At 63.6% G+C, this 22,197-nt stretch carries 17 protein-coding genes, 1 tRNA gene and 3 pseudogenes; 15 read left to right on the top strand and 6 right to left on the bottom strand.

Going from position 1 to position 22,197, the window contains the following annotated elements; all coding sequences use genetic code 11:
- The first annotated feature begins 86 nt into the window (after positions 1-86).
- The 6 genes from GWG65_RS19300 to GWG65_RS19325 all read left to right on the top strand — a co-directional run bounded on the left by GWG65_RS19300 (position 87) and on the right by GWG65_RS19325 (position 5,541).
- On the top strand, positions 87-965 hold the full coding sequence (locus GWG65_RS19300) for an amidohydrolase family protein (RefSeq protein ID WP_275197118.1): 879 nt from the start codon (positions 87-89) through the stop codon (positions 963-965).
- Positions 962-2,263: a C4-dicarboxylate transporter DctA gene (gene dctA, locus GWG65_RS19305; protein WP_275197119.1), complete on the top strand. Its 1,302-nt coding sequence runs from the start codon at positions 962-964 to the stop codon at positions 2,261-2,263. Before GWG65_RS19300 ends, dctA begins: the two co-directional genes overlap by 4 nt.
- A 67-nt stretch (positions 2,264-2,330) precedes the next feature.
- Complete coding sequence (locus GWG65_RS19310; protein ID WP_275197120.1) at positions 2,331-3,044, top strand: PIG-L deacetylase family protein; 714 nt, start codon at positions 2,331-2,333, stop codon at positions 3,042-3,044.
- The gene (locus tag GWG65_RS19315; protein ID WP_275197121.1) at positions 3,041-3,724 is read left to right on the top strand and encodes a 4-carboxy-4-hydroxy-2-oxoadipate aldolase/oxaloacetate decarboxylase; all 684 of its coding nucleotides are present in this window, start codon (positions 3,041-3,043) and stop codon (positions 3,722-3,724) included. Before GWG65_RS19310 ends, GWG65_RS19315 begins: the two co-directional genes overlap by 4 nt.
- 27 nt (positions 3,725-3,751) lie before the next feature.
- Entirely contained in the window at positions 3,752-4,621 is an 870-nt protein-coding gene (locus tag GWG65_RS19320; protein ID WP_275197122.1) for a hypothetical protein, read from the top strand.
- Positions 4,618-5,541 carry a DUF1932 domain-containing protein gene (locus GWG65_RS19325; protein WP_275197239.1) on the top strand — a complete coding sequence of 308 codons (924 nt, stop codon included), beginning with the start codon at positions 4,618-4,620 and terminating at the stop codon, positions 5,539-5,541. The genes GWG65_RS19320 and GWG65_RS19325 overlap by 4 nt, the downstream gene beginning before the upstream one ends.
- Here GWG65_RS19325 and GWG65_RS19330 read toward each other — a convergent pair.
- Positions 5,525-6,799, bottom strand: coding sequence for an amidohydrolase family protein (locus tag GWG65_RS19330; protein WP_275197123.1), 1,275 nt, complete (start codon positions 6,797-6,799; stop codon positions 5,525-5,527). The two genes, GWG65_RS19325 and GWG65_RS19330, sit on opposite strands and share 17 nt — an antisense overlap.
- Before the next feature lie 150 nt (positions 6,800-6,949).
- Between GWG65_RS19330 and GWG65_RS19335 the strand changes: the two genes are divergently transcribed.
- Together GWG65_RS19335 and GWG65_RS19340 are read left to right on the top strand one after the other, a co-directional pair.
- Positions 6,950-7,369, top strand: coding sequence for a nuclear transport factor 2 family protein (locus GWG65_RS19335; protein ID WP_275197124.1), 420 nt, complete (start codon positions 6,950-6,952; stop codon positions 7,367-7,369).
- Positions 7,370-7,379: 10 nt separating this feature from the next.
- A pseudogene (locus GWG65_RS19340) lies at positions 7,380-7,799 on the top strand (transporter substrate-binding domain-containing protein); the annotation flags it as partial.
- A gap of 300 nt (positions 7,800-8,099) precedes the next feature.
- On the opposite strand, the gene GWG65_RS19345 reads toward GWG65_RS19340, so the two are convergent.
- Together GWG65_RS19345 and GWG65_RS19350 are read right to left on the bottom strand one after the other, a co-directional pair.
- A complete protein-coding gene (locus GWG65_RS19345) occupies positions 8,100-9,218 on the bottom strand; it encodes a glycoside hydrolase family 172 protein (protein ID WP_275197125.1) in 1,119 nt (372 codons plus the stop codon).
- A 109-nt stretch (positions 9,219-9,327) separates the two neighbouring features.
- A pseudogene (locus tag GWG65_RS19350) lies at positions 9,328-10,954 on the bottom strand (long-chain fatty acid--CoA ligase).
- 176 nt (positions 10,955-11,130) lie between these two features.
- Here GWG65_RS19350 and GWG65_RS19355 point away from each other — a divergent pair.
- The 6 genes and pseudogenes from GWG65_RS19355 (at position 11,131) to GWG65_RS19380 (ending at position 16,049) form a co-directional block, all read left to right on the top strand.
- Positions 11,131-12,984 carry an NAD(P)/FAD-dependent oxidoreductase gene (locus GWG65_RS19355; protein WP_275197126.1) on the top strand — a complete coding sequence of 618 codons (1,854 nt, stop codon included), beginning with the start codon at positions 11,131-11,133 and terminating at the stop codon, positions 12,982-12,984.
- 39 nt (positions 12,985-13,023) lie between these two features.
- Positions 13,024-13,857, top strand: coding sequence for a lytic murein transglycosylase (locus GWG65_RS19360; RefSeq protein WP_275197127.1), 834 nt, complete (start codon positions 13,024-13,026; stop codon positions 13,855-13,857).
- A gap of 104 nt (positions 13,858-13,961) precedes the next feature.
- Positions 13,962-14,183, top strand: coding sequence for a hypothetical protein (locus tag GWG65_RS19365; protein ID WP_148741211.1), 222 nt, complete (start codon positions 13,962-13,964; stop codon positions 14,181-14,183).
- Between the two features lie 12 nt (positions 14,184-14,195).
- A complete protein-coding gene (locus GWG65_RS19370) occupies positions 14,196-14,618 on the top strand; it encodes a hypothetical protein (protein WP_275197128.1) in 423 nt (140 codons plus the stop codon).
- Between the two features lie 399 nt (positions 14,619-15,017).
- Positions 15,018-15,463: pseudogene (locus tag GWG65_RS19375) on the top strand (MaoC family dehydratase).
- 88 nt (positions 15,464-15,551) lie between these two features.
- Positions 15,552-16,049, top strand: coding sequence for a hypothetical protein (locus GWG65_RS19380; RefSeq protein WP_275197129.1), 498 nt, complete (start codon positions 15,552-15,554; stop codon positions 16,047-16,049).
- Between the two features lie 187 nt (positions 16,050-16,236).
- On the opposite strand, the gene GWG65_RS19385 is transcribed toward GWG65_RS19380, so the two are convergent.
- On the bottom strand, positions 16,237-19,425 hold the full coding sequence (locus GWG65_RS19385; protein ID WP_275197130.1) for a multidrug efflux RND transporter permease subunit: 3,189 nt from the start codon (positions 19,423-19,425) through the stop codon (positions 16,237-16,239).
- A 161-nt stretch (positions 19,426-19,586) separates the two neighbouring features.
- A complete protein-coding gene (locus GWG65_RS19390) occupies positions 19,587-20,831 on the bottom strand; it encodes an efflux RND transporter periplasmic adaptor subunit (RefSeq protein ID WP_275197131.1) in 1,245 nt (414 codons plus the stop codon).
- A 203-nt stretch (positions 20,832-21,034) separates the two neighbouring features.
- On the opposite strand from GWG65_RS19390, the gene GWG65_RS19395 reads away from it, so the two are divergent.
- Positions 21,035-21,694, top strand: a complete 660-nt coding sequence (locus GWG65_RS19395; protein ID WP_275197132.1) for a TetR/AcrR family transcriptional regulator — start codon at positions 21,035-21,037, stop codon at positions 21,692-21,694.
- A gap of 173 nt (positions 21,695-21,867) precedes the next feature.
- Here GWG65_RS19395 and GWG65_RS19400 read toward each other — a convergent pair.
- Positions 21,868-21,941, bottom strand: a tRNA-Gln gene (locus GWG65_RS19400).
- Positions 21,942-22,197: the final 256 nt, after the last annotated feature.

Genomic DNA, 22,197 nt, shown 5'->3' on the forward strand with positions numbered 1-22,197 from the left:
GAAATGAACAGGCGGGCGTGCTTGCATCTCTTGACCGGGTTGGCCGGAGCCGCATGGGTAATGGACGCGTGCGGGCAGGCGTCCAAATGATGTACACGCCCACCATTCCACCGCCCGACCCGAACACGCGCAGGCCGAGATTCAAGCTGCCAAAACTGTCCTGCGACGCGCATTGCCATATCTTCGGGCCAGGCGCGAAATATCCCTATGCACCGGATCGCTCCTACACGCCGCCCGACGCGCCGCTCGAGGATTTCAGGGCGCTGCACGCAAAGCTGGGCGTGGAGCGCGCCGTCATCGTCAATGCCAGCGTGCATGGCACCGACAATACCGTGGCGCTCGATGCCATCGCGCAGAGCTACGGCGCCTACCGCGCGGTCGCCAATATCGACGACACCATCACCGAGCGCGGGCTTCGCGATCTGCACGAGGGTGGTTTCCGCGGCTGCCGCTTCAATTTCGTCCGTCACCTCGGCGGCGTGCCCGACAAGGGCGTGTTCGACCGGGTGATCGCGATGGTCGCTCCGCTCGGCTGGCACATCGACCTGCATTTCGATGCGATCGATCTGCCTGATTATGCCGACATGCTGGCCAAGCTGCCGCTGAGCTACACGATCGACCATATGGGGCGGGTGAAAGCATCTGAAGGGCTCGATCAGCTTCCGTTCAAGATCCTGATCGAACTGATGCGGCGCGACGAGAAGTGCTGGGTCAAGATCTGCGGCTCCGAGCGCGTGTCCTCGGCCGGTCCGCCCTTCACGGATGCGGTGCCGTTTGCCCGCAAAATCATAGAGACCGCGGTCGATCGCGTCATCTGGGGCACCGACTGGCCGCATCCCAACGTCAAGGCGATGCCGAATGACGGCGATCTCGTCGACCTGATTCCGCTGTTCGCGCCGGAGCCTGAATTCCAGCAGAAGATCCTCGTCGATAATCCGGCGCACCTGTTCGAGTTCGACCGATGACGGCGCTCGCGATCGACAAGCCGCGCGGCCGCGCCTGGTGGAAGGAGCTCTGGATCCAGGTGCTCATCGCCATGGCAGCCGGCATCGTGCTTGGGATCGCCAGTCCCGAGACAGGCGCCAGGATGCAGCCGCTCGGCGACGCCTTCATCAAGTCGATCCGGATGCTGATCGCGCCGATCATCTTCTGCACCGTCGTGCACGGCATTGCGCATATGGCCGACATGGCGCGGGTGGGCCGCGTCGCGGTCAAGGCGATCATCTATTTCGAAATCATGACCGCGATCGCGCTGGTGATCGGCCTTGTCGCTGTCAACGTGCTGAAGCCCGGCGTCGGCATGAACATCGATCCCGCCAGCATCAACGCCAGCGCGATCGAGCCCTACGTCAAGCAGACCGGCGCCATCGGCTTCGTGCCATTCTTGATGAACATCGTTCCCGCCACCTTCGTCGGCGCCTTCGCTGAAGGCAACATCCTCCAGGTCCTGTTCATCTCGGTGCTGTGCGGCTTTGCGCTGGTACAGCTCGGCGAACGCGCGGCGCCGCTGGTCAATCTAATCGACATCGCCGCCAGGATGGTGTTCGCCGTCGTCGGCTTCGTGATGTGGGCGGCGCCGATCGGCGCGTTCGGCGCCATTGCGTTTACGGTCGGCAAGTTCGGCGTCGGCTCTCTGGCCTCGCTCGGCAAGCTGCTGGGCGGCTTCTATCTCACCTGCATGATCTTCATCATCGTGGCACTCGGCCCGGTCGCGCGGTTGTGTGGCTTCAGCCTGCTCAAGTTGATCCGCTATATCTGGGAAGAGCTTCTGATCTGCATCGCCACAACGTCGTCGGAAACCGTGCTGCCGCGCATGCTGACCAAGCTGGAGAAGGCCGGCTGCGAGAAGAGTGTGGTCGGGCTGGTGATTCCGACCGGCTATTCCTTCAATCTCGACGGCACCTGCCTATATCTTGCTGCGGCCTCGGTGTTCCTGGCGCAGGCGACCAACACGCCGCTCGGGTTCGCCGAGCAGATCGAATTGCTGCTGATCCTGCTGGTGACCTCCAAGGGCGCGGCAGGAATTGCAGGCGCCGCCTTTGTTGTGCTGGCGGCGACGCTGTCGGCCACCGGCACTATTCCGGTGACGAGCGTTGCGCTGGTGCTCGGTATTCACCGCCTGATGTCGCAGGGACTGACGCCAACCAATTTGATCGGGAACGCGGTGGCGACGATTGCGATTGCCAAATGGGAAGGCGCGCTCGACGGCGAGCGCTTGAAGCGCGTGCTCGATGGCGAGGAACCCGCGGTAGCCGCGGCCTGATGAATTGGCTTCCTGCATGGCGCAGGCAGCCTATGATGCTTGCGAACGAAAGAGGGGAGTTTGTCTCATGAAGACCGGTCTCGTAATCACGGCACATCCGGGTGACTTCGTCTGGCGCGCTGGAGGAGCCATCGCGCTGCACGCGAAGAAGGGCTATCGCATGAAGATCGTGTGCATGTCCTTCGGCGAGCGCGGCGAGAGCCAGTTTGCCTGGAAGGAGGCGGGCGCGACATCGGCGTCGGTCAAGGCCGGGCGCAAGGACGAAGCGGAGCGGGCCGCAAAACTGCTCGGCGCCGAGATCGAATTCTTCGACTGCGGCGATTATCCGTTGAAGCTGAACGAGGCGCATTTCGACCGCATGGTCGATATCTACCGCGAGCTCAATCCGAGCTTCGTGCTGACGCATGCGCTGGAAGATCCCTACAATTTCGACCACCCGAACGCAGCGCATTTCGCGCAGGAGACCCGCGTGGTCGCGCAGGCGATGGGCCACAAGCCTGGCGCGCAGTACAAATATTCCGCGCCCCCGGTGTTCCTGTTCGAGCCGCACCAGCCGGAGATGTGCAACTTCAAGCCGAACCTGATCCTCAAGATCGACGAGGTCTGGAAGGAGAAATACGAAGCGTTCCAGATTCTGGCCGCGCAAAAGCATCTCTGGGGCTATTACGAGCGTGTCGCGCTTAATCGTGGCATCCAGGGCAGCCGCAACACCGGCGTGCCCATGACCTATGGCGAGGCCTATCACCGTCTGTTCCCGACCGTCGAGGAGATCCTGAAATGAAGCCGGTCGTCGTTCGCAACATTGAGCGAGCCGATCCCGCCGGAATGGCGGAGTACGGCGTCTCGACCGTGCATGAGGCCTATGGCCGCATCGGGCTGATGAAGCCGTACTTGCGGCCGGTCTGGCCGGGCGCGGCGATTGCCGGTCCCGCGGTCACCGTGCTGGCGCAGCCCGGTGACAACTGGATGATCCATGTCGCGGTCGAGCAGTGCAGGAAGGGCGACATTCTGGTCGTCGGCTGCACCACCGACAACACCGACGGCATGTTCGGCGAATTGCTTGCGACCTCGCTGAGGGCGCGCGGCGTGCAGGGCCTGATCATCGATGCCGGCTGCCGCGACGTCAAAGCGCTGCACGAGATGAAGTTCCCGGTATGGTCGCGCGCGATCTCGGCCAAGGGCACGGTCAAGGCCACGCTCGGCTCGGTCAACGTTCCCGTGGTCTGTGCCGGAGTCAACGTCGATCCCGGAGACATCATCGTGGCCGATGATGACGGCGTCGTGGTAGTGCCGAAGCGATATGCCGCCGAGGTCGCCGAGAAGGCGAAAAAGCGCAATGCCGACGAAGGCGGCAAGCGCAAGCGGCTTGGCTCGGGCGAACTCGGCCTCGACATGTACGGCATGCGCGAGGCGCTGGCGAAGGCCGGGCTCGTCTATGTCGACAATCCCGAGGATGTCTGAGCGACAGAACAGAAGCGGAGCGGGCGGATGGATCGTCTCAAGCTGAAGACCGTGCTCGGCAGCCACCCCCATGTCCAGGCGGTGAAGAGCGGCGAGCTCCGCTCCGACCGTTTCAAGCTCGACTTCATCGAGTACACGCCGACCAACACCGCGTTCAAGCCGATGGTGCGCGAGCAGGCCTTCGACGTCTGCGAGATGGCAATCGTCACTTATCTGATGGCGAAGGCGCACGGCAAGCCGCTGGTGCTGCTGCCGGCGACCATGCTCGGCCGCTTTCAGCACGCTTACGCGCTCTACAATCCCGCGCAGGGAACGCTCGGGCCGTCAGATCTCGAAGGCAAGCGCGTCGGCATTCGCTCGTTCACGACGACGACGGGTGCCTGGATCAGAGGCATCCTCGCCAACGACTACGGCGTCAATCTCGACAACATCCGCTGGGTCACGTTCGAGGATCCGCATGTCGCCGAATATGTCGACACCACCGAGCGTGCGCCGAAGGACAGGAAGATCCTGCAAATGCTGATCGACGGTGAGCTCGACGCCGTCCTTGGCGAGACCTCGAACGATGCACGCCTGAAACCGTTGTTTCCCGATCCGGCGGCGGAGGCGACGAAATGGTACGCCCGCCGCGGCGTCGTTCCGGTCAACCATCTCGTGGTCGTGACCGAGCAACTCGCGAAATCGCATCCCGACGTGGTCGCAGATGTTTATGATCTTCTCAAGCAGAACAAGATGCAGGCCGGGCTCCCGGCAACGCCCGACCTCGTCCCGTTCGGCGTCGAAGCAAACAGGAAGCCGCTGGAGCTGATCGTCCAATATGCGTTCCAGCAGGCGCTGATTCCGCGCCGATATGACGTTGAAGAACTCTTCGACGAGACGACACGAGGACTGAACTGATGTCGGATCCCAGGCGATGGCAGATAGGATTGGTCGGCTATGGCGAGGTCGGCAGGATTCTGGCAGAGGATCTGCGGCAGCAGGACATCAAGGTCGCAGCCTATGACATCAAGCTCGGCGGCGAGCAGGACGCGCCGCTGAGGGATCATGCGGCGAAGTTCGACGTGGCGCTGGCGGCGTCTCATGCCGAGCTCACCGCGAGATCCGATTGCATCGTGTCTGCCGTCACTGCCAGCCAGACCGTGCCGGTGGCAAAGGCCTGCGCTGCGGCGATCAACCAGGGCACGTGGTTCCTCGATTTCAACTCGGCCTCTCCCGGCGCCAAGCAGCGCGCCGCCGCGCTGGTTGACGATGCCGGCGGCCGCTATGTCGAGGGCGCGGTGTTGACGTCCGTGCCGCCATATCGCATCAAGGTGCCGCTGCTGCTCGGCGGTCCCGGCGCGCGGGAGCTCGAGCCGTTTCTGAACGCGATCGGTTTCTCGGCCAAGGTTGCCAGTGACAAGCTTGGCGTATCATCTGCGGTAAAGATGTGCCGCAGCATCATGATCAAGGGCCTTGAGGCCATGGTCATCGAAAGCTTCACCACCGCACGTGCGTACGGCGTCGAGGACGCGGTGCTGGCCTCACTCGCGGAAACTTTTCCCGCGATCGACTGGGAGAAGCAGGGCGCCTATTTCTTCCAGCGCGTGATCGAGCACGGCCGCCGCCGTGCCGAAGAGGTACGCGAAGTCGCGGAGACTGTTCGCGAGGCCGGGCTGACGCCGTGGTCCGCGCAAGGCACGGCCGAACGGCAGGCCTGGGTGGCCGACCTCGCCGACGAGGGTCTGTTCGGCGTGAGGGGGACAAAGGAGTTTGCCCGCAGCGCCGATTGGCGTACCGAAGCGGACCGGATCCTGGCCAGGATCAAGCGTGAGGGATGACGGCCCGCGCCTTACCTGACTCGGACGGCGGAAACAGCACGGCTTGATGCCGCTCGAAGATCTTCCGGCCGCTCTTGAACCCCATCAGGATTTCAGGCAGCGCCGCGATGGCGAAGCGGCTGTCCTCGGTATCGAGCACGATGAGATCGGCGGGCTTTCCGACCTCGATTCCGTAATCTGTCAGGTTCATCAGCCGCGCCGGCAGCTCGGTCACGAGGTCGAGGCAGGTGTCGAAATCGCGGACCGAGGCATGCGCGACATTGGCGTAGAAGTTCGCCATCCGCAGCAGCGAGGCATCGCCGAACGGCGTGAAGGGATTCAGCACGTTGTTGGTAGCGACCGAGCACAGCACGCCGTTATCGACGAGCTTGTGGGCGAGAGTCAGCCCGCGCGGCGCATTGTAGGTGGCTTCGCGTCCCATCAAATAGAGATCGGTTGCGGGCAGCACGGTGACGGCGACGCCAGCTTTCGCCAATTGGGCGGTGGCGGCTTTCAGCCGCTCCGGTGGCAGCGCCGAAAGTTTTGTGGCGTGGCCGATCGCGACGCGCCCCTGATAGTTGCGCCGCTCGGTCTGCCGGCAGACCTCGTCGAGGTGCCACCATGACGGATCGAGATCGAAGTCGAGATGCAGATCGACATCGACGTCGAATTCTTGTGCAAGATCGAAGACACGCGCGAGATGGGCGTTCGGATCGGTGTCCGTGTAGGGGCAGCCACCGATCGTCTCGCCACCGTCGCGCAGCGCCTGGACCAGGAGCTCATCGCTGCCGGGATCGTTGGTCAGGCCCTCCTGCGGGAAGACGCAGAGCGACAGGTCGATCGCCCAGGCGTAGTCGCGCTTGAGCGCCTTGACCGCTTGGAAGCCGCGCAAGCCGATCCGCGGATCGATCTCGACATGGGTGCGCATGCGCGTCGTGCCGTGCACGATAGCACGCTCGAGCACTTTGGCGCCGCGTGTGTAGACGTCCTCAACGGTGAAATCCCGCTTCATCCCGGCGACGGCGCGGATGGCTTCCGAGACGCTGCCGAGATTGTGCCCGCAGCGGCCGAGCAGGCAGGCCTTGTCGAGATGGATATGGCTGTCGACGAACCCGGGCAGGGCCAGCCGGCCGCCGATATCGACTTCGACAGCCTCGCAGGCGAGCCTTGGTTCGATCGCAGCGATGCGGCCATCCTTCACGCCGATATCGACGGGTGCGGCGGATGATCGCAACAGTGCGTTACGGAAGATCAGGTCAAAAGCGGTCTGGGCGATCATGGTGCTGGATCTTACGGAGTGTATCTATAGCAGTTCGCTGCGTTCGGCGGCTTGGTTTGGCGGCAAGGGGTGTGGAAACCGATCAAAATATGTGCATTCCTTCCCCGAGGCGGGAGATAGTATTTCGAAGAGTCTCCGGGAGATATAGCCATGTCCATTGCCGTGAAAAGCGAAAGCACGTCCTTGTCGGACGCGCAGATCGTGGAAGCCTACCTTACGGCATCGATGATTCCCGACCCCGACGCCGCGGCGGCCTATATGGCGCCGGGCACGATCATCACGTTCACGGGCGGGCGTGAGTTCGATCATCCGCGGGGTCCCACCTCCTTCAATGCGATGCGTTACCGCTGGGTCAAGAAGAAGATGGATCGGTTTGATGTCTGTCCGGGTAACGGCGAGACCATCGTCTACAGCGTCGGCACGTTGTACGGCGAGTGGAAGGATGGGACCGCATTCGAAGGCAATCGCTATGTCGATCGCTTTGTGGTGAGGAACGGCAAGATCACCAAGATGGACGTCTGGAACGACAGCGCGGAGCGCATTCTGGTGCGGCGCGGCATCGAAGCGTAAAGCGGATTGCGTCAACACTGAGCGCAATCTCGCCATCAATTTGATGCCGGCCAAGGATCAGGCCGAGGCCTTCCTGTTGCTGGAGACCGATCGCGCCCAGGCTTACGCGCTCGACGACGTCCAGCTTGCGGTGGCGATTGCGCGATCGAAGGAACCACAGCTCTTCACGACCAGCCAGGAGACCTTCTCTAAGCCCGAGCCGTACGGGATCATGCTGCGCAGGGAGGATGCGGCGTTCAAGGCGCTCGCCGATCGCGCCACGGCGGAACTCTACGCGAGCCCTGAGATCGATGTCCTCTACAAGAAGTGGCTGCAATCGCCGACGCCGCCGAACGGCCTGAACTACAACGTCCCGATGTCGCCGTCCCTGCGCAATGCCTTCAAGAAGCCAAGCTCGAGATTCGATCCCGATGTGTATGTGGTGAACTGAGGCGAGGGCGCCGAGGAAGCGATCGCGGTGCGCACAATTGTGTCCTCTCCCCTTGTGGGAGAGGGCAGCTCCGCTGGTGGACAGGTATTCACTCGGGTGAGGGTCTGTCTCCACGGATAGAGACCCCTCATCCGGCGCTTCGCGCCACCTTCTCCCACAAGGGGAGAAGGGAAGAAGGGGCCGCTGTCGCATCACGAGCAGAACGCCCTTCTCTTACGCGTTCGAATATTTCTTCAGCTCCAGCCGCGTGATCTGGTTTCTGTGGACCTCGTCTCCTTGATCGAGAGGCGGCGGCAGCGTCTAGCCGATCTCGAGATAGTCCGGGCCGGGCAGTTGCGGGAAAGGCGGCGTCGGCAGCGTTTGGTACCAGAATGCGACCGAGGCGATGTCATCCTGCAAAGGAAGATACTTCGCCTCCTTGGTGCCGGGCAGCCATCCCAGCGCCTGAATGGTTACGCGAAGATCGGATTGGAAGCGCACGGGGTCCGGGATGTGCCAGCGATACATGCCAAAGCGTTGCTGCGATTTGTAGACGCCATCGGGTCGGATCACCTGCGGCAGGCCGGCATAGGGCGTGGTGAATTCCTGGTAGCGCGATTGCTGCGCCGGGCCTTGGCCGGAATGGGCGACATAGGGATCGAAATTATAAGCGCCGCAGAAATAGTCCTCGGTGCCGGTGCCGCAGATGGTCGGAAATTCGCCGTCGCCGTCGAGGAAGAATTTGATCTCGCCTTCGCCCCACCAGCCGTTGTTGTTGACGCCCCAGGCCATGTAGGTGCCGACATAGTGGCCGCGGCCCGTGACGCCATCGAGGACGGTGTAGACCTCCTTGTAGGGCAGCGGGTTGGTGCGCCGGAACTGGGCATGGAAATAGGCGCAGTCCTCAGGCACCTCGGTCAGCGTATAATTGATCTGGTAGTAGACGGTCAGCGGCTCCTCGCTGCGGTTCTCCAGCGTGAAGCGTGCACGCTTGCGGAACGGCATTTCCCAATAGCAGTTGAAGGCGCGGCCGGGATTGACGCAGACCGCGAGCGAGGACACTTGCGCAAACTCCTCCCATCCGCAGGCAAAGAAATCGCCGGCCGGGCATTCCACGCTCGGCAGCGTTTGATCGTCCCAATAGACGCGCAGAATCGAATGGCGCAGGCGCCCCCGTGCGAGCGTCATCCAGATCTGCTGGATCGCGCCTTGGCCGGCGATGTCAGCAAGGCTGAACGTCGCGCCGGGTTCGATGACGACGTAGGGCGAGACCTTCCATCCCTGTCCGAGATCACGGGCCTGATGGGCCGCGGGCCCGTCGACGGACATGCCGCCCTTGCCCTTCTCACCGGTGAAATTCTCGGGGCTGATCGAGCGCGTCTGCGCATTCGACAGGCGCGACAGGTTGCCGAGATGCATGCCCAATCCGGAAAACGCCATGATGTCCTCGATCCAGGATTCAGCGACGTCTCGATATATCGCTTCCGAATCTACCAAAAGATGAAGACGATCGCGCATGGCGATGGGGCGCTGCGAGATCGTGCGCCGGCTATGCGACGCGGTACTCCCTGAACTTGTCACGCAGGGCCGACTTGAGCACCTTGCCGGTGCCGGTCATCGGGAATTCGTCGAGGAATTCGACGGCGTCAGGCATCCACCAGCTCGCAATCTTGGGGCGCATGTGGTCGAGCAGCGTCTTGGCGTCGACGGTCGCTCCCTTCTTGCGGACGACGAGCAGGAGCGGCCGCTCCCTGCCACTTCTCGTGTGTGATGGCGACGACCGCGGCTTGCAGCACGTCGGGATGCGACAGCGCGATGTCTTCGAGCTGGATCGAGGAGATCCATTCGCCGCCGGACTTGATCACGTCCTTGGAGCGATCGGTCAGCGTGACGTGGCCTTGGGGATCGATCACGGCCATGTCGCCGGTGATCAGCCAGCCGTCGCGGTCGAGGCCTTCGTCCAGCTTCATGTAGCCGGAGGCGACCCACGGACCACGGGCGCGCAGATGACCCACCGTCTTGCCGTCGCGCGGCAGCTCGTTGCCGCCGTCGTCGACGATGCGCAAGCTCGTGCCGAAACAGGCGCGGCCCGACACCTGGCGCCGGTCGAATTTCTCCTTGTCGCTGAGATGCTCCGATCCGGGCCGCAAGCCCGGCATCGAGCAGCCCAGGGCCTCGGTCATGCCCCAGGCCTGTATGTAGTCGATGTCGTAGTCGCGCTTCAGCTTCTCGACCATCGCGCGCGGCGGCGCCGAGCCCGACGACAGTGTCGCCCTCAGGGTCGAGAATGTGTTGCCGGTGCGCCCGAGCCAGTCGAGCAGGATCAGCCAGAAGCTCGGCACGCCCGCCGAGAGCGTCACCTTCTCGCCTTCGAGCAGTTCATAGAGCTTGTCGGGCTCGTAGTTGCGGCCGGGCAGCACCAGCTTCGAGCCAGTGTAGGGCGCCGTGAACGGCATGTTCCAGCCGTTGCCGTGAAACAGGGGCGCCATCGGCATCATCACCTCGCGCACGCCTTCCAGATGCCCGGGCAGGAAATCGAAATTGCAGCTGGTCATGGTCTGCAGGATCGCGGCGCGGTGCGAATAGATCACCCCCTTGGGATTGCCTGTGGTCCCCGAGGTGTAGCAGATGGTGGATGCGGACTTTTCGTCGAATACTGGCCAGGCGAATTCGACGTCGCTCTCTTGTTCCAGAAGCTCTTCGTAGCAATGCGCGTTCTCAAGCCTTGTCTCCGGCATCCGCTCGCGCGAGGACATCACGATATACGCCTCGATCGTCTTGAGCTGCGGCGCAATCGCCTCGACGATCGGCAGCGTGGCGCGATCGACGAACAGCAGTCGATCTTCGGCGTGGTTGATGATGTAGACGAGTTGCTCGGGAAACAGCCGCGGATTGACGGTGTGCAGCACATAGCCCATTCCCGGTGCCGCATAGAACATCTCGAAATGGCGGTGAGTATTCCAGGCGAGCGTGCCGACGCGGTCGCCCGCCTTCATGCCGAGCCGCTGCAAGGCCCGCGCCATGCGCTTGATGCGCGGATGCGCATCGGCATAGGTGTAGCGGTGGATATCGCCCTCTATCTCGCGCGCGACGATCTCCGCTTCGCCGTGATAGTCGGCGGCGTACTGGATCAGGCCGCTGATCAGGAGCGGCATGTCCATCATCAATCCCTGCATCGTTTCCTCCGGGTCGCCATGTCGCTGCATGGCGTACGCTTGTGATTTGAAGGCAGGGTAGCGGAACGTCACGCGACGTTCACGTAAAAAGCGGCGGACGCGATTGCATGCGTCGCTTTTTCGGGGCTAACTGATGTGAGCTGCCGGCGAAACGGCGTCCGCCGCGGAGGAGATGAATGTCAGCGGAAAAACACAAGACCGGCGCAGCCGGCGCCTCTACGATCGACATTGCCTCACTGCGTGCGCGTTACCGCGACGAGCGGGATCGCCGGCTGCGTGCTGAAGGCAAGGCGCAATATGTCGAGGCCAGCGGCAACTTCGGCCGCTATCTCGACGATCCCTGGGCCGATCCCGGATTTGCACGCGAGGCCGTCAGCGAACAGACCGAGGTGCTCATCGTCGGCGGCGGCTTCGGTGGCCTTCTGTGCAGCGCGCGTCTGCGCGAGGCCGGCATCGATGATTTTCGCATCGTGGAGAAGGCTGCCGACTTCGGCGGCACCTGGTACTGGAACCGTTATCCCGGTGCTGCCTGCGATACCGAGAGCTACATCTATCTGCCGCTGCTGGAGGCGACCGGCTACATGCCGGTGCGGAAGTATGCGCGCGCGCCGGAGATCTACGAGCACTCGCGCCGCATCGGCCGTCACTTCGGTCTCTACGAGCGTGCGCTGTTTCAGACCGTCATATCGCGGATGACGTGGCAGGAGCGCGAGGGGCGCTGGCTGGTCGAGACCGATCGCGGTGATCGCATCCGCGCGCGCTTCGTCGTTCTCGCAGGCGGCCCGCTGAGCCGGCCGAAGCTGCCGGGTATTCCCGGCATCGAATGTTTCAAGGGCCATAGCTTCCACACCAGCCGCTGGGACTACACCTACACCGGCGGCAACGCCGAAGGCGGGCTCACCGGCCTTGCCAACAAGCGCGTCGGCATTATCGGAACTGGCGCCACCGCCGTGCAATGCGTGCCGCATCTCGGCCGCTCCGCGAAAGAACTCTACGTCTTCCAGCGCACCCCGTCGGCGATCGGCGTGCGCGATGACCGGCCAACGGATCAGTCCTGGGCGCAGAACCTCAAGCCCGGCTGGCAGCGCGAGCGCATGGACAATTTCACCGCGGTGATCTCGGGCGAGCCGTTCGAACAGGATCTGGTGCAGGACGGCTGGACCGGCCTGCTCGGCGAGATACTGCTCGCGCCGCGTCGGCAGCCGCAGCCGGTGACCTCGATGGAGGAGGCGCTGAAGGTCATCGAGCAAGCCGACTACCGCAAGATGGAGGAGATCCGCGCCCGCGTCGATGCCGTCGTGACGGACGAAGCGACTGCGTCGGCGTTAAAGCCCTGGTACAAGGCGTTCTGCAAACGGCCGTGCTTCCACGACGAATATCTCGACACGTTCAATCGCGCCAACGTGCATCTGGTCGACACCAAAGGGGAGGGCGTCGAGCGCATCACCGAGAACGCCGTCGTCGTCGACGGCAAGGCCTACGAGCTCGACTGCCTGATCTATGCCAGCGGCTTTGAGGTCGGCACGGACTACGCCCGCCGGATGGGATTCGAGGTCTATGGCCGGGACGGCTTGAGTCTTTCGGAGCGCTGGCGCGACGGCGTCAAGACGCTGCACGGCTTCTACAGTCGCGGCTTCCCGAACTGCTTCCTGATCGTCATGGTGCAGGCCGGCCAGAGCGCAAATTTCCCGCACATCATCGACGAACAGTCGCAGCACATCGCCTATGTGATCGCAGAAGCGCGCAAGCGCGGCGCCCGGACGCTGGAGCCGACGCTCGCCGCCGAGAAAGCCTGGGTGGACGAGGTCGTCAAGGCGGCGCTCGGCCGCCAGACCTACCTCGCTGAATGCACGCCGGGTTACTACAACAATGAGGGCGTGTTCGATCCAATCGCGGCAAGAAACAGCCAATATTGGCGCGGGCCGGTGGCGTTCCTGCGGCTGCTCGAAAGGTGGCGCAAGGAGGGCGGGCTGGAAGGCCTCGAATTGTCCCATGATCAGGCCATGGAGTCGGCGCCTTCCAGCGGGTAGGATTGCGCTGCCGAACGGTACAGGACGGAGATAGCGGGTATGATCAGGGGCAGGGCTGTTGCGGGGGCGGTTCTTTGCGCGGTTCTTGGCGCTATCGCGCTGTTTGGTTGCCTGGCGCCCGCCGCCGAGGCCGCGCAATGCGGCAGCACGCCGGCCGGCTTCGAAGGCTGGAAGCGGGAGTTCAGTGCGGAGGCACAGACCAAAGGCATTGGCCCGACCGCGCTCGCGGCGCTGATGCAGGCCAATTACGCCAGCGCCACCATTGCGGCCGACCGCAGCCAGCGCAGCTTTTCGCTGTCGCTCGACCAGTTCCTGGCCAAGCGCGGCGCCACCACCATCGTCGCGCGTGGCCGCTCCCTGAAGCAGTCGCAGGCCGCCCTGTTCGCCTCGATCCAGCAGCGCTATGGCGTGCCGCCGGGGCCGCTGATCGCGATCTGGGGCATGGAGACCGGATTCGGCAGCCAGCGCGGCAACCAGAACATGCTGTCGTCGATCGCGACGCTCGCCTATGACTGCCGTCGCCCCGAATTCTTCGCCGACCAGCTCTATGCCGCGCTGAAGCTGATCGACCGCGGCACGCTGTCCGGGGCAACCCGCGGCTCCATGCATGGCGAGGTCGGCCAGACCCAGTTCATGCCCAAGAACATCCTGGCCTACGGCACCGGCAACCTCGAGGTCGCTGCCAACGCGCTGAGCTCGACTGCGAATTTCCTCAAGGCCCATGGCTGGCGCGCGGGAGCCGGTTACCAGCCGGGCGAGCCGAATTTCGCCGCGATCGAGGCCTGGAATGCCGCCGGCGTTTATCAGAAGGCGATCGCGCTGATGGGGCGGCAGATCGACGAGGGCGGAGGGGCGGCGGCGTCGAGGGATTAGCTCCGCAAGGTGTGACCGCCGTACGCGAGAAAGTTGTTGCCGTCAGGAACCGTCGGCATGAGGATTGCTTGATCAGGGCAGGGCTGGGCATGAGGAGACTCGATATGGCTACCCAGATCGTGATGGATCAGACCGGCGACACGCGTCACGAGTTTGATCCGGACAATGCCGAAGCGCTGGCGCGGGCCGAGCAGCGTTTTCGGGAGCTGACCGGAGCCGGCTTTACCGCCGCCTTGCGAACCGGGCCTGGCGAAGTCACCCGTATCCGGTCGTTCGACCCGACCGCACATGAAACGCTGTTCTATCCCCGCCTGGTTGGCGGTTGATCTGAGCTGCTCATGATTGCGGCAGTTTGGTTTCGCGCACCGGCGCGAGCACGCCTGCACGCGCTGCGCGGGCTTTACCGGCGCTTTTTCGGCGAGAACACGCCGGATGCCCGCGGCCGCCGGCTGTTGTCCGAATGGCTGTCGCCGGCCCAGCGTGCGCAGTTCGAGCAGCACCGGTATTTCGACGTGATCGGATGCGATACCGGCAAGCGGTATCGCATCCACTACGGCACCGCCGCCAATGTTCACGAAATCGACGACGCCGGGGTTGCGACGATGGGCTGGTGCTTTGTCCCGTCAGGCTTCCTCGCGCCAGGCGACGTGATGCTGGCGCAGAAGATCGCGCTCGAGACGGACGAGAGGGGGGCGCTGACGCTCGCCAACCGGTTTCCGGCGGCGACGCATTCGGAGCATTTCTACCGGCGGCCGTTCTAGATCAGCGCCGCCGGCGCCGGCCGGTCAGGAATGCGTGGTGCGGTAGGCATCCACGGCATGCGCTGCAAAGACGCCGATGCTGCAAAGGGCGAGCAGGGCCGAGATAAGTTCGATCATAGATCGTCCTCCAGCAGCGGATGGGCGACGAGATGTTGGCAGCAGGAATAATCCCAGATGAGGTCGAGCAAGAATTGCATGGTGGCCGTCCCTGTTTGATTTTGACAACCAGATAGCCGCCCCTCTGTTTCAGGCGTATTTCGTCGCATTGGGAAAGGGGTTTCGCGGGGAACCCTCAGGCTGGTTTGTGTGCCGCGGACCCGTGCATTCCGCAGTCAGTCAAACTCGCGCGCCTCCGGCGGGTGGCAATTATGTTGCGAGGCAAAATAATGGCCCAAAATAATGGCCAAGGTGGAATGGTTCGACGATCTCACCGTGGAATGCGTTTTAAGTCTCCCGAGATTCGCGTCACCGAGGCCGACATCAAGCGCTTTGCCGCCGAATTCGACCCGCAGCCGATGCATCTCGACCACGAGGCTGCCCAATGCACCCTGTTCAAGGGCGTCGCGGCGTCGGGATGGCACACCGCGGCGATCGCCATGAATCTCGCAATCCAGGCCCGCCCCTTCGGCCCGCATCCGCTGATCGGCGCGGGCGTCGACGGCCTGCGTTGGACAATTCTGGTCCGGCCCAACGACTGCCTCCACCTCGAAGGCGAGGTCATGAGCCTGACGCCGTCGAAGTCGAAGCCGCAGGGCGTCGCCCTGGTGAAATGGACGATGTTCAACCAGAACGGCGAGGAGGTTTACACCTTCACCCCGATCGTGATCGTGCCGCGGCGGGAGTAGAGCTGCTTGCCGACTGGCTTGCCTCGTGAGCCCTTGCGGCCTGCCGGGAGAGGTGGTCATCTTCGGTCGGGGAACCCTGGAGGCTGATATGAAACGAGTCCTTCTCGCCGCTTTGCTGTTTGCAAGCGTCGCGAGCGCCGGGCCGGCGCTCGCGCAACAATCCAAGGTCGGCGACTGGACCATCGAGAAGCGCACCCAGGACACGCACTGCAACGCCAGCCGCGGCTACAAGGACAAGGATGACGAGAACCGCGACTACGTCGTCGTCATCACCTATTCCGACAAAGCCATCGTGATCGTGATGATCTATGACGGCTGGGAGTGGGACAAGGTCGGCGAGATCCTGAAGGGCGATGTCGGCACCGATGACGTCGAGATCATGAAGAAGGCGAAGTGGGAGGTCATGGACAAGACCACCGTGCGCGGCATCTTCGAGTACGATCAGTCGATCATGGACCGCCTGTCGAAGGCCAAGCGCCTCACGCTTGATTTCGAGGACGATGACGACGACAGCATCGAGATGCAGATACCGCGCGCCGGCGAAGCGCTGGCAGCGCTGAAGTTTTGTGAGGAGAACCGGAAGTAAAGCGCGGCGAGGACATCGGGACCTCTCGTCGACGTCTTCATCGATCTCGCGATCAGCCTGCCCGTCGGCTCCGCGCTTGGTGTGATCGCCTTTCACCGCGCCAACGAGACGGTCTTTCGCAAGACCGCACTCATTCTCCTGTTGTCAGGCATTTCCTTGGTTTGATGCCCAAGGCGAATGCCCAAGGCTAATGCCCAAGGCCTTGAACCGGCGCCGCGCTGGTGTCGCTGCCGTGATGTGTGAGCGGCTTCATGCCTGTGACGGTGCGGAGCAGCACATAGAACACCGGCGTCAGGAACAGGCCGAATACGGTGACGCCGATCATCCCGGAGAACACCGCCACGCCCATGGCGCGGCGCATCTCGGAGCCGGCGCCAGTCGAAAGCACCAGCGGCAGCACGCCCATGATGAACGCCATCGACGTCATCAGGATCGGGCGCAGCCGCAGCCGGCTCGCCTCGATCGCGGCCCGGATCGGCGTGCGGCCCGTGAATTCGAGCTCGCGCGCGAATTCGACGATCAGAATCGCATTCTTGGCAGAGAGTCCCACGAGAACGATAAGTCCGATCTGGGTGAAGACGTTGTTGTCGCCTTTCGAGATCCAGACGCCGAACATTGCTGCGAGCAGTCCCATCGGCACGATCATGAGGATCGAGAGCGGCAGTGTCAGGCTCTCATAGAGCGCCGCCAGCACCAGGAACACCAGCAGGATCGCGAGCGGGAACACCCAGAGGCCGGAATTGCCGGCGATGAACTCCTGATAGGTCAGGTCGGTCCATTCGAAGGCGAAGCCGGTCGGCAAAACTTCGGCAGCAATCCGCGTCGCGACTTCCTGCGCCTGACCGGAGGAGTAGCCTGGCGCAGCCGCCGCATTGATGTCGGACGACAGGAAGCCGTTGTAGCGGATCGCGCGCTCAGGACCCGCGCTCTGGCGGATATTGAGCAGCGCTGACAGCGGCACCATGTCGCCGGATGACGAGCGCACCTTCAACTGCCGGATGTCGTCGGCACGTGCGCGGAACGGTGCGTCGGCCTGGACATAGACCGAATAGGTGCGGCCGAATTTGTTGAAGTCGTTGACGTAGTAGGAGCCGAGGTAGATCTGCAGCGTGTTGAACACTTCCGTCACGGGCACCCCGAGCTGAAGCGCCTTGGTGCGGTCGATGTCGGCGAAGAGCTGGGGAACGTTGACCTGGAAGCTCGAGAACACGCCGGCGATCTCCGGAGCCTTCTGCATCGCCGCCATGAACGCTTTCGTCGCCTCGTTCAGCGCCTCATAGCCGAGACCGGCGCGGTCCTCGATCTGCAGCTTGAAGCCGCCGATGGTGCCGAGGCCGTTGACGGGCGGCGGCGGGAACATGGCGATGAAAGCTTCCTGGATCCCGGAGTATTTCTTGTTGAGATCCGCCGCGATTGCATTCCCGCTCAGGGCCGGGCTCTTGCGCTCGTCGAACGGTTTCAGCGTCGAGAACACGATGCCGGCGTTGGAGGAATTGGTGAAGCCGGAGATCGACAGGCCCGGAAACGCGACCGAGCTCTCGACACCCGGCTGCGTCAGCGCAATGTCGCTCATCTTGCGGATCACCTCTTCGGTGCGGTCGAGCGTTGCGCCATCAGGCAGCCGCGAGAAGCCGACCAGATATTGCTTGTCCTGGCCCGGCACGAACCCGCTCGGCACCTGCTGGAAGAGCAGAGCGGTGAGGCCGACCAGGACCACGTAAAGCCCCATCACGGCGGCCTTGCCGGAGATCACCTTGGTGACGGTGCCGCTGTAATTCTCCGAGGAACGGGTGAAAACGCGGTTGAAGCCGCGGAAGAACCAGCCGAACGCCTTTTCGAGGATCAGCGTCAGCGTGTCCTTTGGCTCGTTGTGGCCCTTGAGCAGCAGCGCCGACAGCGCCGGCGACAGCGTCAGAGAGTTGACGGCGGAGATCACGGTCGAGATCGCGATCGTCAGCGCGAATTGCTTGTAGAACTGGCCGGTGAGGCCGGAGATGAAGGCGAGTGGCACGAACACGGCGATCAGCACCATCGCGATCGCGATGATCGGGCCGGAAACCTCGCGCATCGCCTGGTAGGTGGCGTTGCGCGGCGACAGTCCGGCCTCGATGTTGCGTTCGACGTTCTCGACCACGACGATGGCGTCGTCGACGACGATGCCGATCGCAAGGACGAGACCGAACAGGCTGAGCGCGTTGATGGAGAAGCCGAACACGTGCATTACGGCAAAGGTGCCGACGATCGATACCGGCACCGCCAGCAGCGGAATGATGGAGGCGCGCCAGGTCTGGAGGAACAGGATGACGACCAGCACCACCAGCGCGATCGCTTCCAGCAGCGTGTGGATCACCGCCTCGATCGAGGAGCGTACGAACTGGGTGGGGTCGTAGACGATCTGGTAGGACACGCCCTCCGGCATGTTCTTCTTGATCTCGGCCATTGTGGCGCGGACGTGGTCGGAGATCTCGAGCGCGTTGGAGCCCGGCGCCTGGAAGATCGGGATCGCCACCGCCTGCTTGTTGTCGAGCAGCGAGCGCAGGCCGTATTGAGAGGCGCCGAGCTCGATGCGCGCGACGTCGCGCAGCCGCACCACCTCGCCGCGCGTTCCGGCCTTGACCACGATGTCGCCGAACTGCTCCTCGTTCGCGAGCCGTCCTTCCGCATTGACGGAGAGTTGCAGGTCGATGCCCTTGACGTTCGGGGAGGAGCCGACCACGCCGGCGGCGGCCTCGACGTTCTGCGCCTGGATCGCCTTGACGATGTCGCTTGCGGTCAGCCCATGCTCGGCGGCCTTCTGCGGATCGACCCACACCCGCATCGAATAGTCGCCGGCGCCGTAGAGCTGGACGTCGCCGACGCCGTCGATCCGCGCCAGCCGGTCCTTGACGTTGAGCACTGCGTAATTGCGCAAATACGTCATGTCGTAGCGGTTGTTCGGCGACAGCAGATGCACGACCATGGTGAGGTCGGGCGACGACTTCTTGGTGATGATGCCGAGCTGGCGCACCACCGCGGGGAGGCGCGGTTCGGCCTGCTGCACGCGGTTCTGCACCAGCTGCGTCGCCTTGTCGGGATCGGTGCCGAGCCGGAATGTCACCGTCAGCGTCATTGCGCCGTCGGTGGTCGCCTGGCTCGACATGTAGAGCATGTTCTCGACGCCGTTGATCTGCTCCTCGATCGGCGTTGCCACCGTTTCCGCGATCACCTTGGGATTGGCGCCGGGATAGGTCGCGCGCACCAGCACCGACGGCGGCACCACGTCCGGATATTCCGAGATCGGCATCGCGAACAGCGAGATCAGGCCGGCGAGGAAGATCAGGACCGACAGGACGCCGGCAAAAATCGGACGGTCGATGAAGAATTTTGAGAGATTCATGGCTTTGCCCCTGCGCAATTTCTTGCGAGTCTCCGACCGCTCCGCCGTCATTCCGGGGCGCGAGCGAGGCGCGCGAACCCGGAATCCGGAGGTGATGTGCTCGGAGTTTTCAAACTTCGCGATTCCGGGTTCGTGCTGCCCACGCGCCCGGAACGACGCAATTAGCGCTGCACGACGTCCTGGTTGCTGTGGTTGGAGGCCTGCTGCGGCCCGCGTGCCCCCATCGCCGCGACCTCGGTCTTGAGGAGGGCGCCCGGACGCACGCGCTGCAGGCCATTGACGATGATACGGTCGCCGGGCTTCAGCCCCGCCGTCACGATGCGCAACCCATCGACGGAGCCGCCGAGCGTAATCGGCCGGTAGATCGCGCGGCTGTCGTCGCCGACCCCCATGACGAACTTCTTGTCCTGGTCGGTGCCGATCGCGCGCTCGTCGATCATCACCAGCGTTTGCTGCTTCGGCTGGCCCATGCGCACGCGCGCGAACTGACCGGGAATGAGACGGCCGTCCTCGTTCCGGAATACCGCGCGGACACGGATCGTTCCACTCTGGCCGTTGACCTGGTTGTCGATCAGCTGGATGTGGCCCTTGGCCGAAAGGCCGCCGGAGGTTGTCATCTCCACCGGGATCTGGTCGAGATTGCCGCGCTTGCCCGAGCCATCCGCGATCGAGTTCAGCGCCCGTAGCACGACCTCCTCATCCGCATCGAACGATGCGTAGATCGGATTGACCGACACCAGTGAGGTCAGGACCGGGGAGGCGGTGCCCGCGGCGACGAGATTGCCGACAGTGATTTCGATCTTGCCGACCCGGCCGTCGATCGGCGCGCGCACCTCGGTGTAGTCGAGATTGAGTTTAGCGGTCTGGAGCGTCGCCTCCGCCGCCTTGACGTTGGCGATCGCCTCCCGATGGGCGTTGTCGCGCTGATCGTAGTCGCGGCGGGTCACCACGGCGTTGCCGACCAGCTGCGCGCCGCGCTCGAGTTCACTCTGGGTGAAGACGACGCGCGCCTTGGCGGCTTCAAGCTGGGCGTTGGCCTTGTCGACCTCGGCCGCATAAGGCGCCGGATCGATCTTGAACAGGACGTCGCCGGCTTTCACCAGCGCGCCTTCAGTGAAATTGGCCGACAGGATCGCGCCGGCAACGCGCGGGCGGAGCTCGACGCGGTTGATGGCCTCTAACCGGCCGGAGAAATCGTCCCACAGGACGGTCTGCCGCGGCTCGATCATCGCGACCGTGACGGAGACAGCCTGCTCGGCCGCGGCGGCCGGCGCGGTCGCCTGCGCCGCGTGAAAATAGCGGCCGGTTGCGATCGAACCGGCGACCGCGAGGGCGCCAACAATGGCAACACCACCGAGAAGACGGCGGACGCGGCCAGGGCGAGAGGTATTTTGGGAGGGGGGCATTTGCGCGCTCCAGATATGTAGTGTTCACTACAGATGTGGAGCTGGATGCCGCAGTGCAAGATACCTATGTACCGTTCACTTGTAAAAATCTTAGCCGCGGAATGCGAAAAGTGGAAGACGGCAGAGAAAAGAAAGTTAGAACAAATAGATAGGATCAGGCGTTAGCGCGAGGCGCGACGCCGATTCTCAAGGAGGACAGGCACATGGGCATGGGACGCCCCCGGGAATTCGACGCCGAGACGGCGTTGGACCAGGCGATGGAAGTGTTTTGGCGCCACGGCTATGAGGGCGCGACCATTGCCCAGCTGACCGAGGCCATGGGCATCAACCCGCCGAGCCTTTATGCCTGCTTCGGCAACAAGGAAGGCCTGCTGAAGGCCGCGCTCGACCGCTACACCAAGCTGCGCGGCGTCTGGATGGACGAGGTGGTCGCCGCGGCGACCGCCCGCGACGTCGCCGAGCGGATGCTGATGGGCATCGCCGACAAGCAGACCGATCCCGCCAATCCGCCCGGTTGCCTGCTCGTGCAAGGCGGCATCGCCTGCGGCACCGGCTCCGAAAACGTCCCCTTCGAGCTCGCCGCACGCCGCAGCCAGAACGAAGATCAGCTCCGCGACCGCTTCATCCGCGCCAAGGCCGAAGGCGATCTCAAGCCGGCGTCGGATCCGGCAGCGCTCGCGCGCTACGTCTCCGCCGTCGCCGTCGGCATGGGCGTGATGGCGTCCTCAGGCGCGGACCGCGAGGCGCTGCGGCAGGTGGCGACCGTGGCCGTGCAGGCGATCGAGGCGCAATCGGGGAAGTATCCTCCGACGCCGGCCGTGAAACAGACACCCTCGAAGCAGACCCGAAGCGGGACGGCATAACCGACGCTGCGATCGCGCCGCCTGGACTCGCCAGCCGATTTGTCGACACCGTTCTTGCGACCGCGCACCACCTGTCGAGCCAGGCTACGCAGTTACTGACGTCTGCGGATCGTGTCGCGGCATGATCGCTCATCGCCAGCTTTCAGGCGCAGTCGGCAAGAGGGAGACGCTTTTGGCTGGGGAACTAGGATTCGAACCTAGACAAACAGAGTCAGAGTCTGTTGTGCTACCGTTACACCATTCCCCAACGGAATAGCCGAACAAATTCAATAACTTGTTGATTTGTCCGGCTGTTGCCGGAAGCGCGGTTTGCGCAAATCACGGCTCAGGCGTGGCAGGTTTCTACCCGCTCGCTTCCGGGCTGGCAAGCGCCGCGGTGAAAGGGTGTTCTGCGGGCTGCCTGAGGGCAGGCGAGCCGGCCAGAGGGCTGGTGCTTCCGCCGCGGTCGAGGCCGCTCGCGACCGTTTGCCTCATCTGAAAAAGCGCCTTTGCGGGTCGGATCG

The sequence above is a fragment of the Bradyrhizobium sp. CSA207 genome (assembly GCF_029051685.1).
Classification (GTDB): Bacteria; Pseudomonadota; Alphaproteobacteria; order Rhizobiales; family Xanthobacteraceae; genus Bradyrhizobium.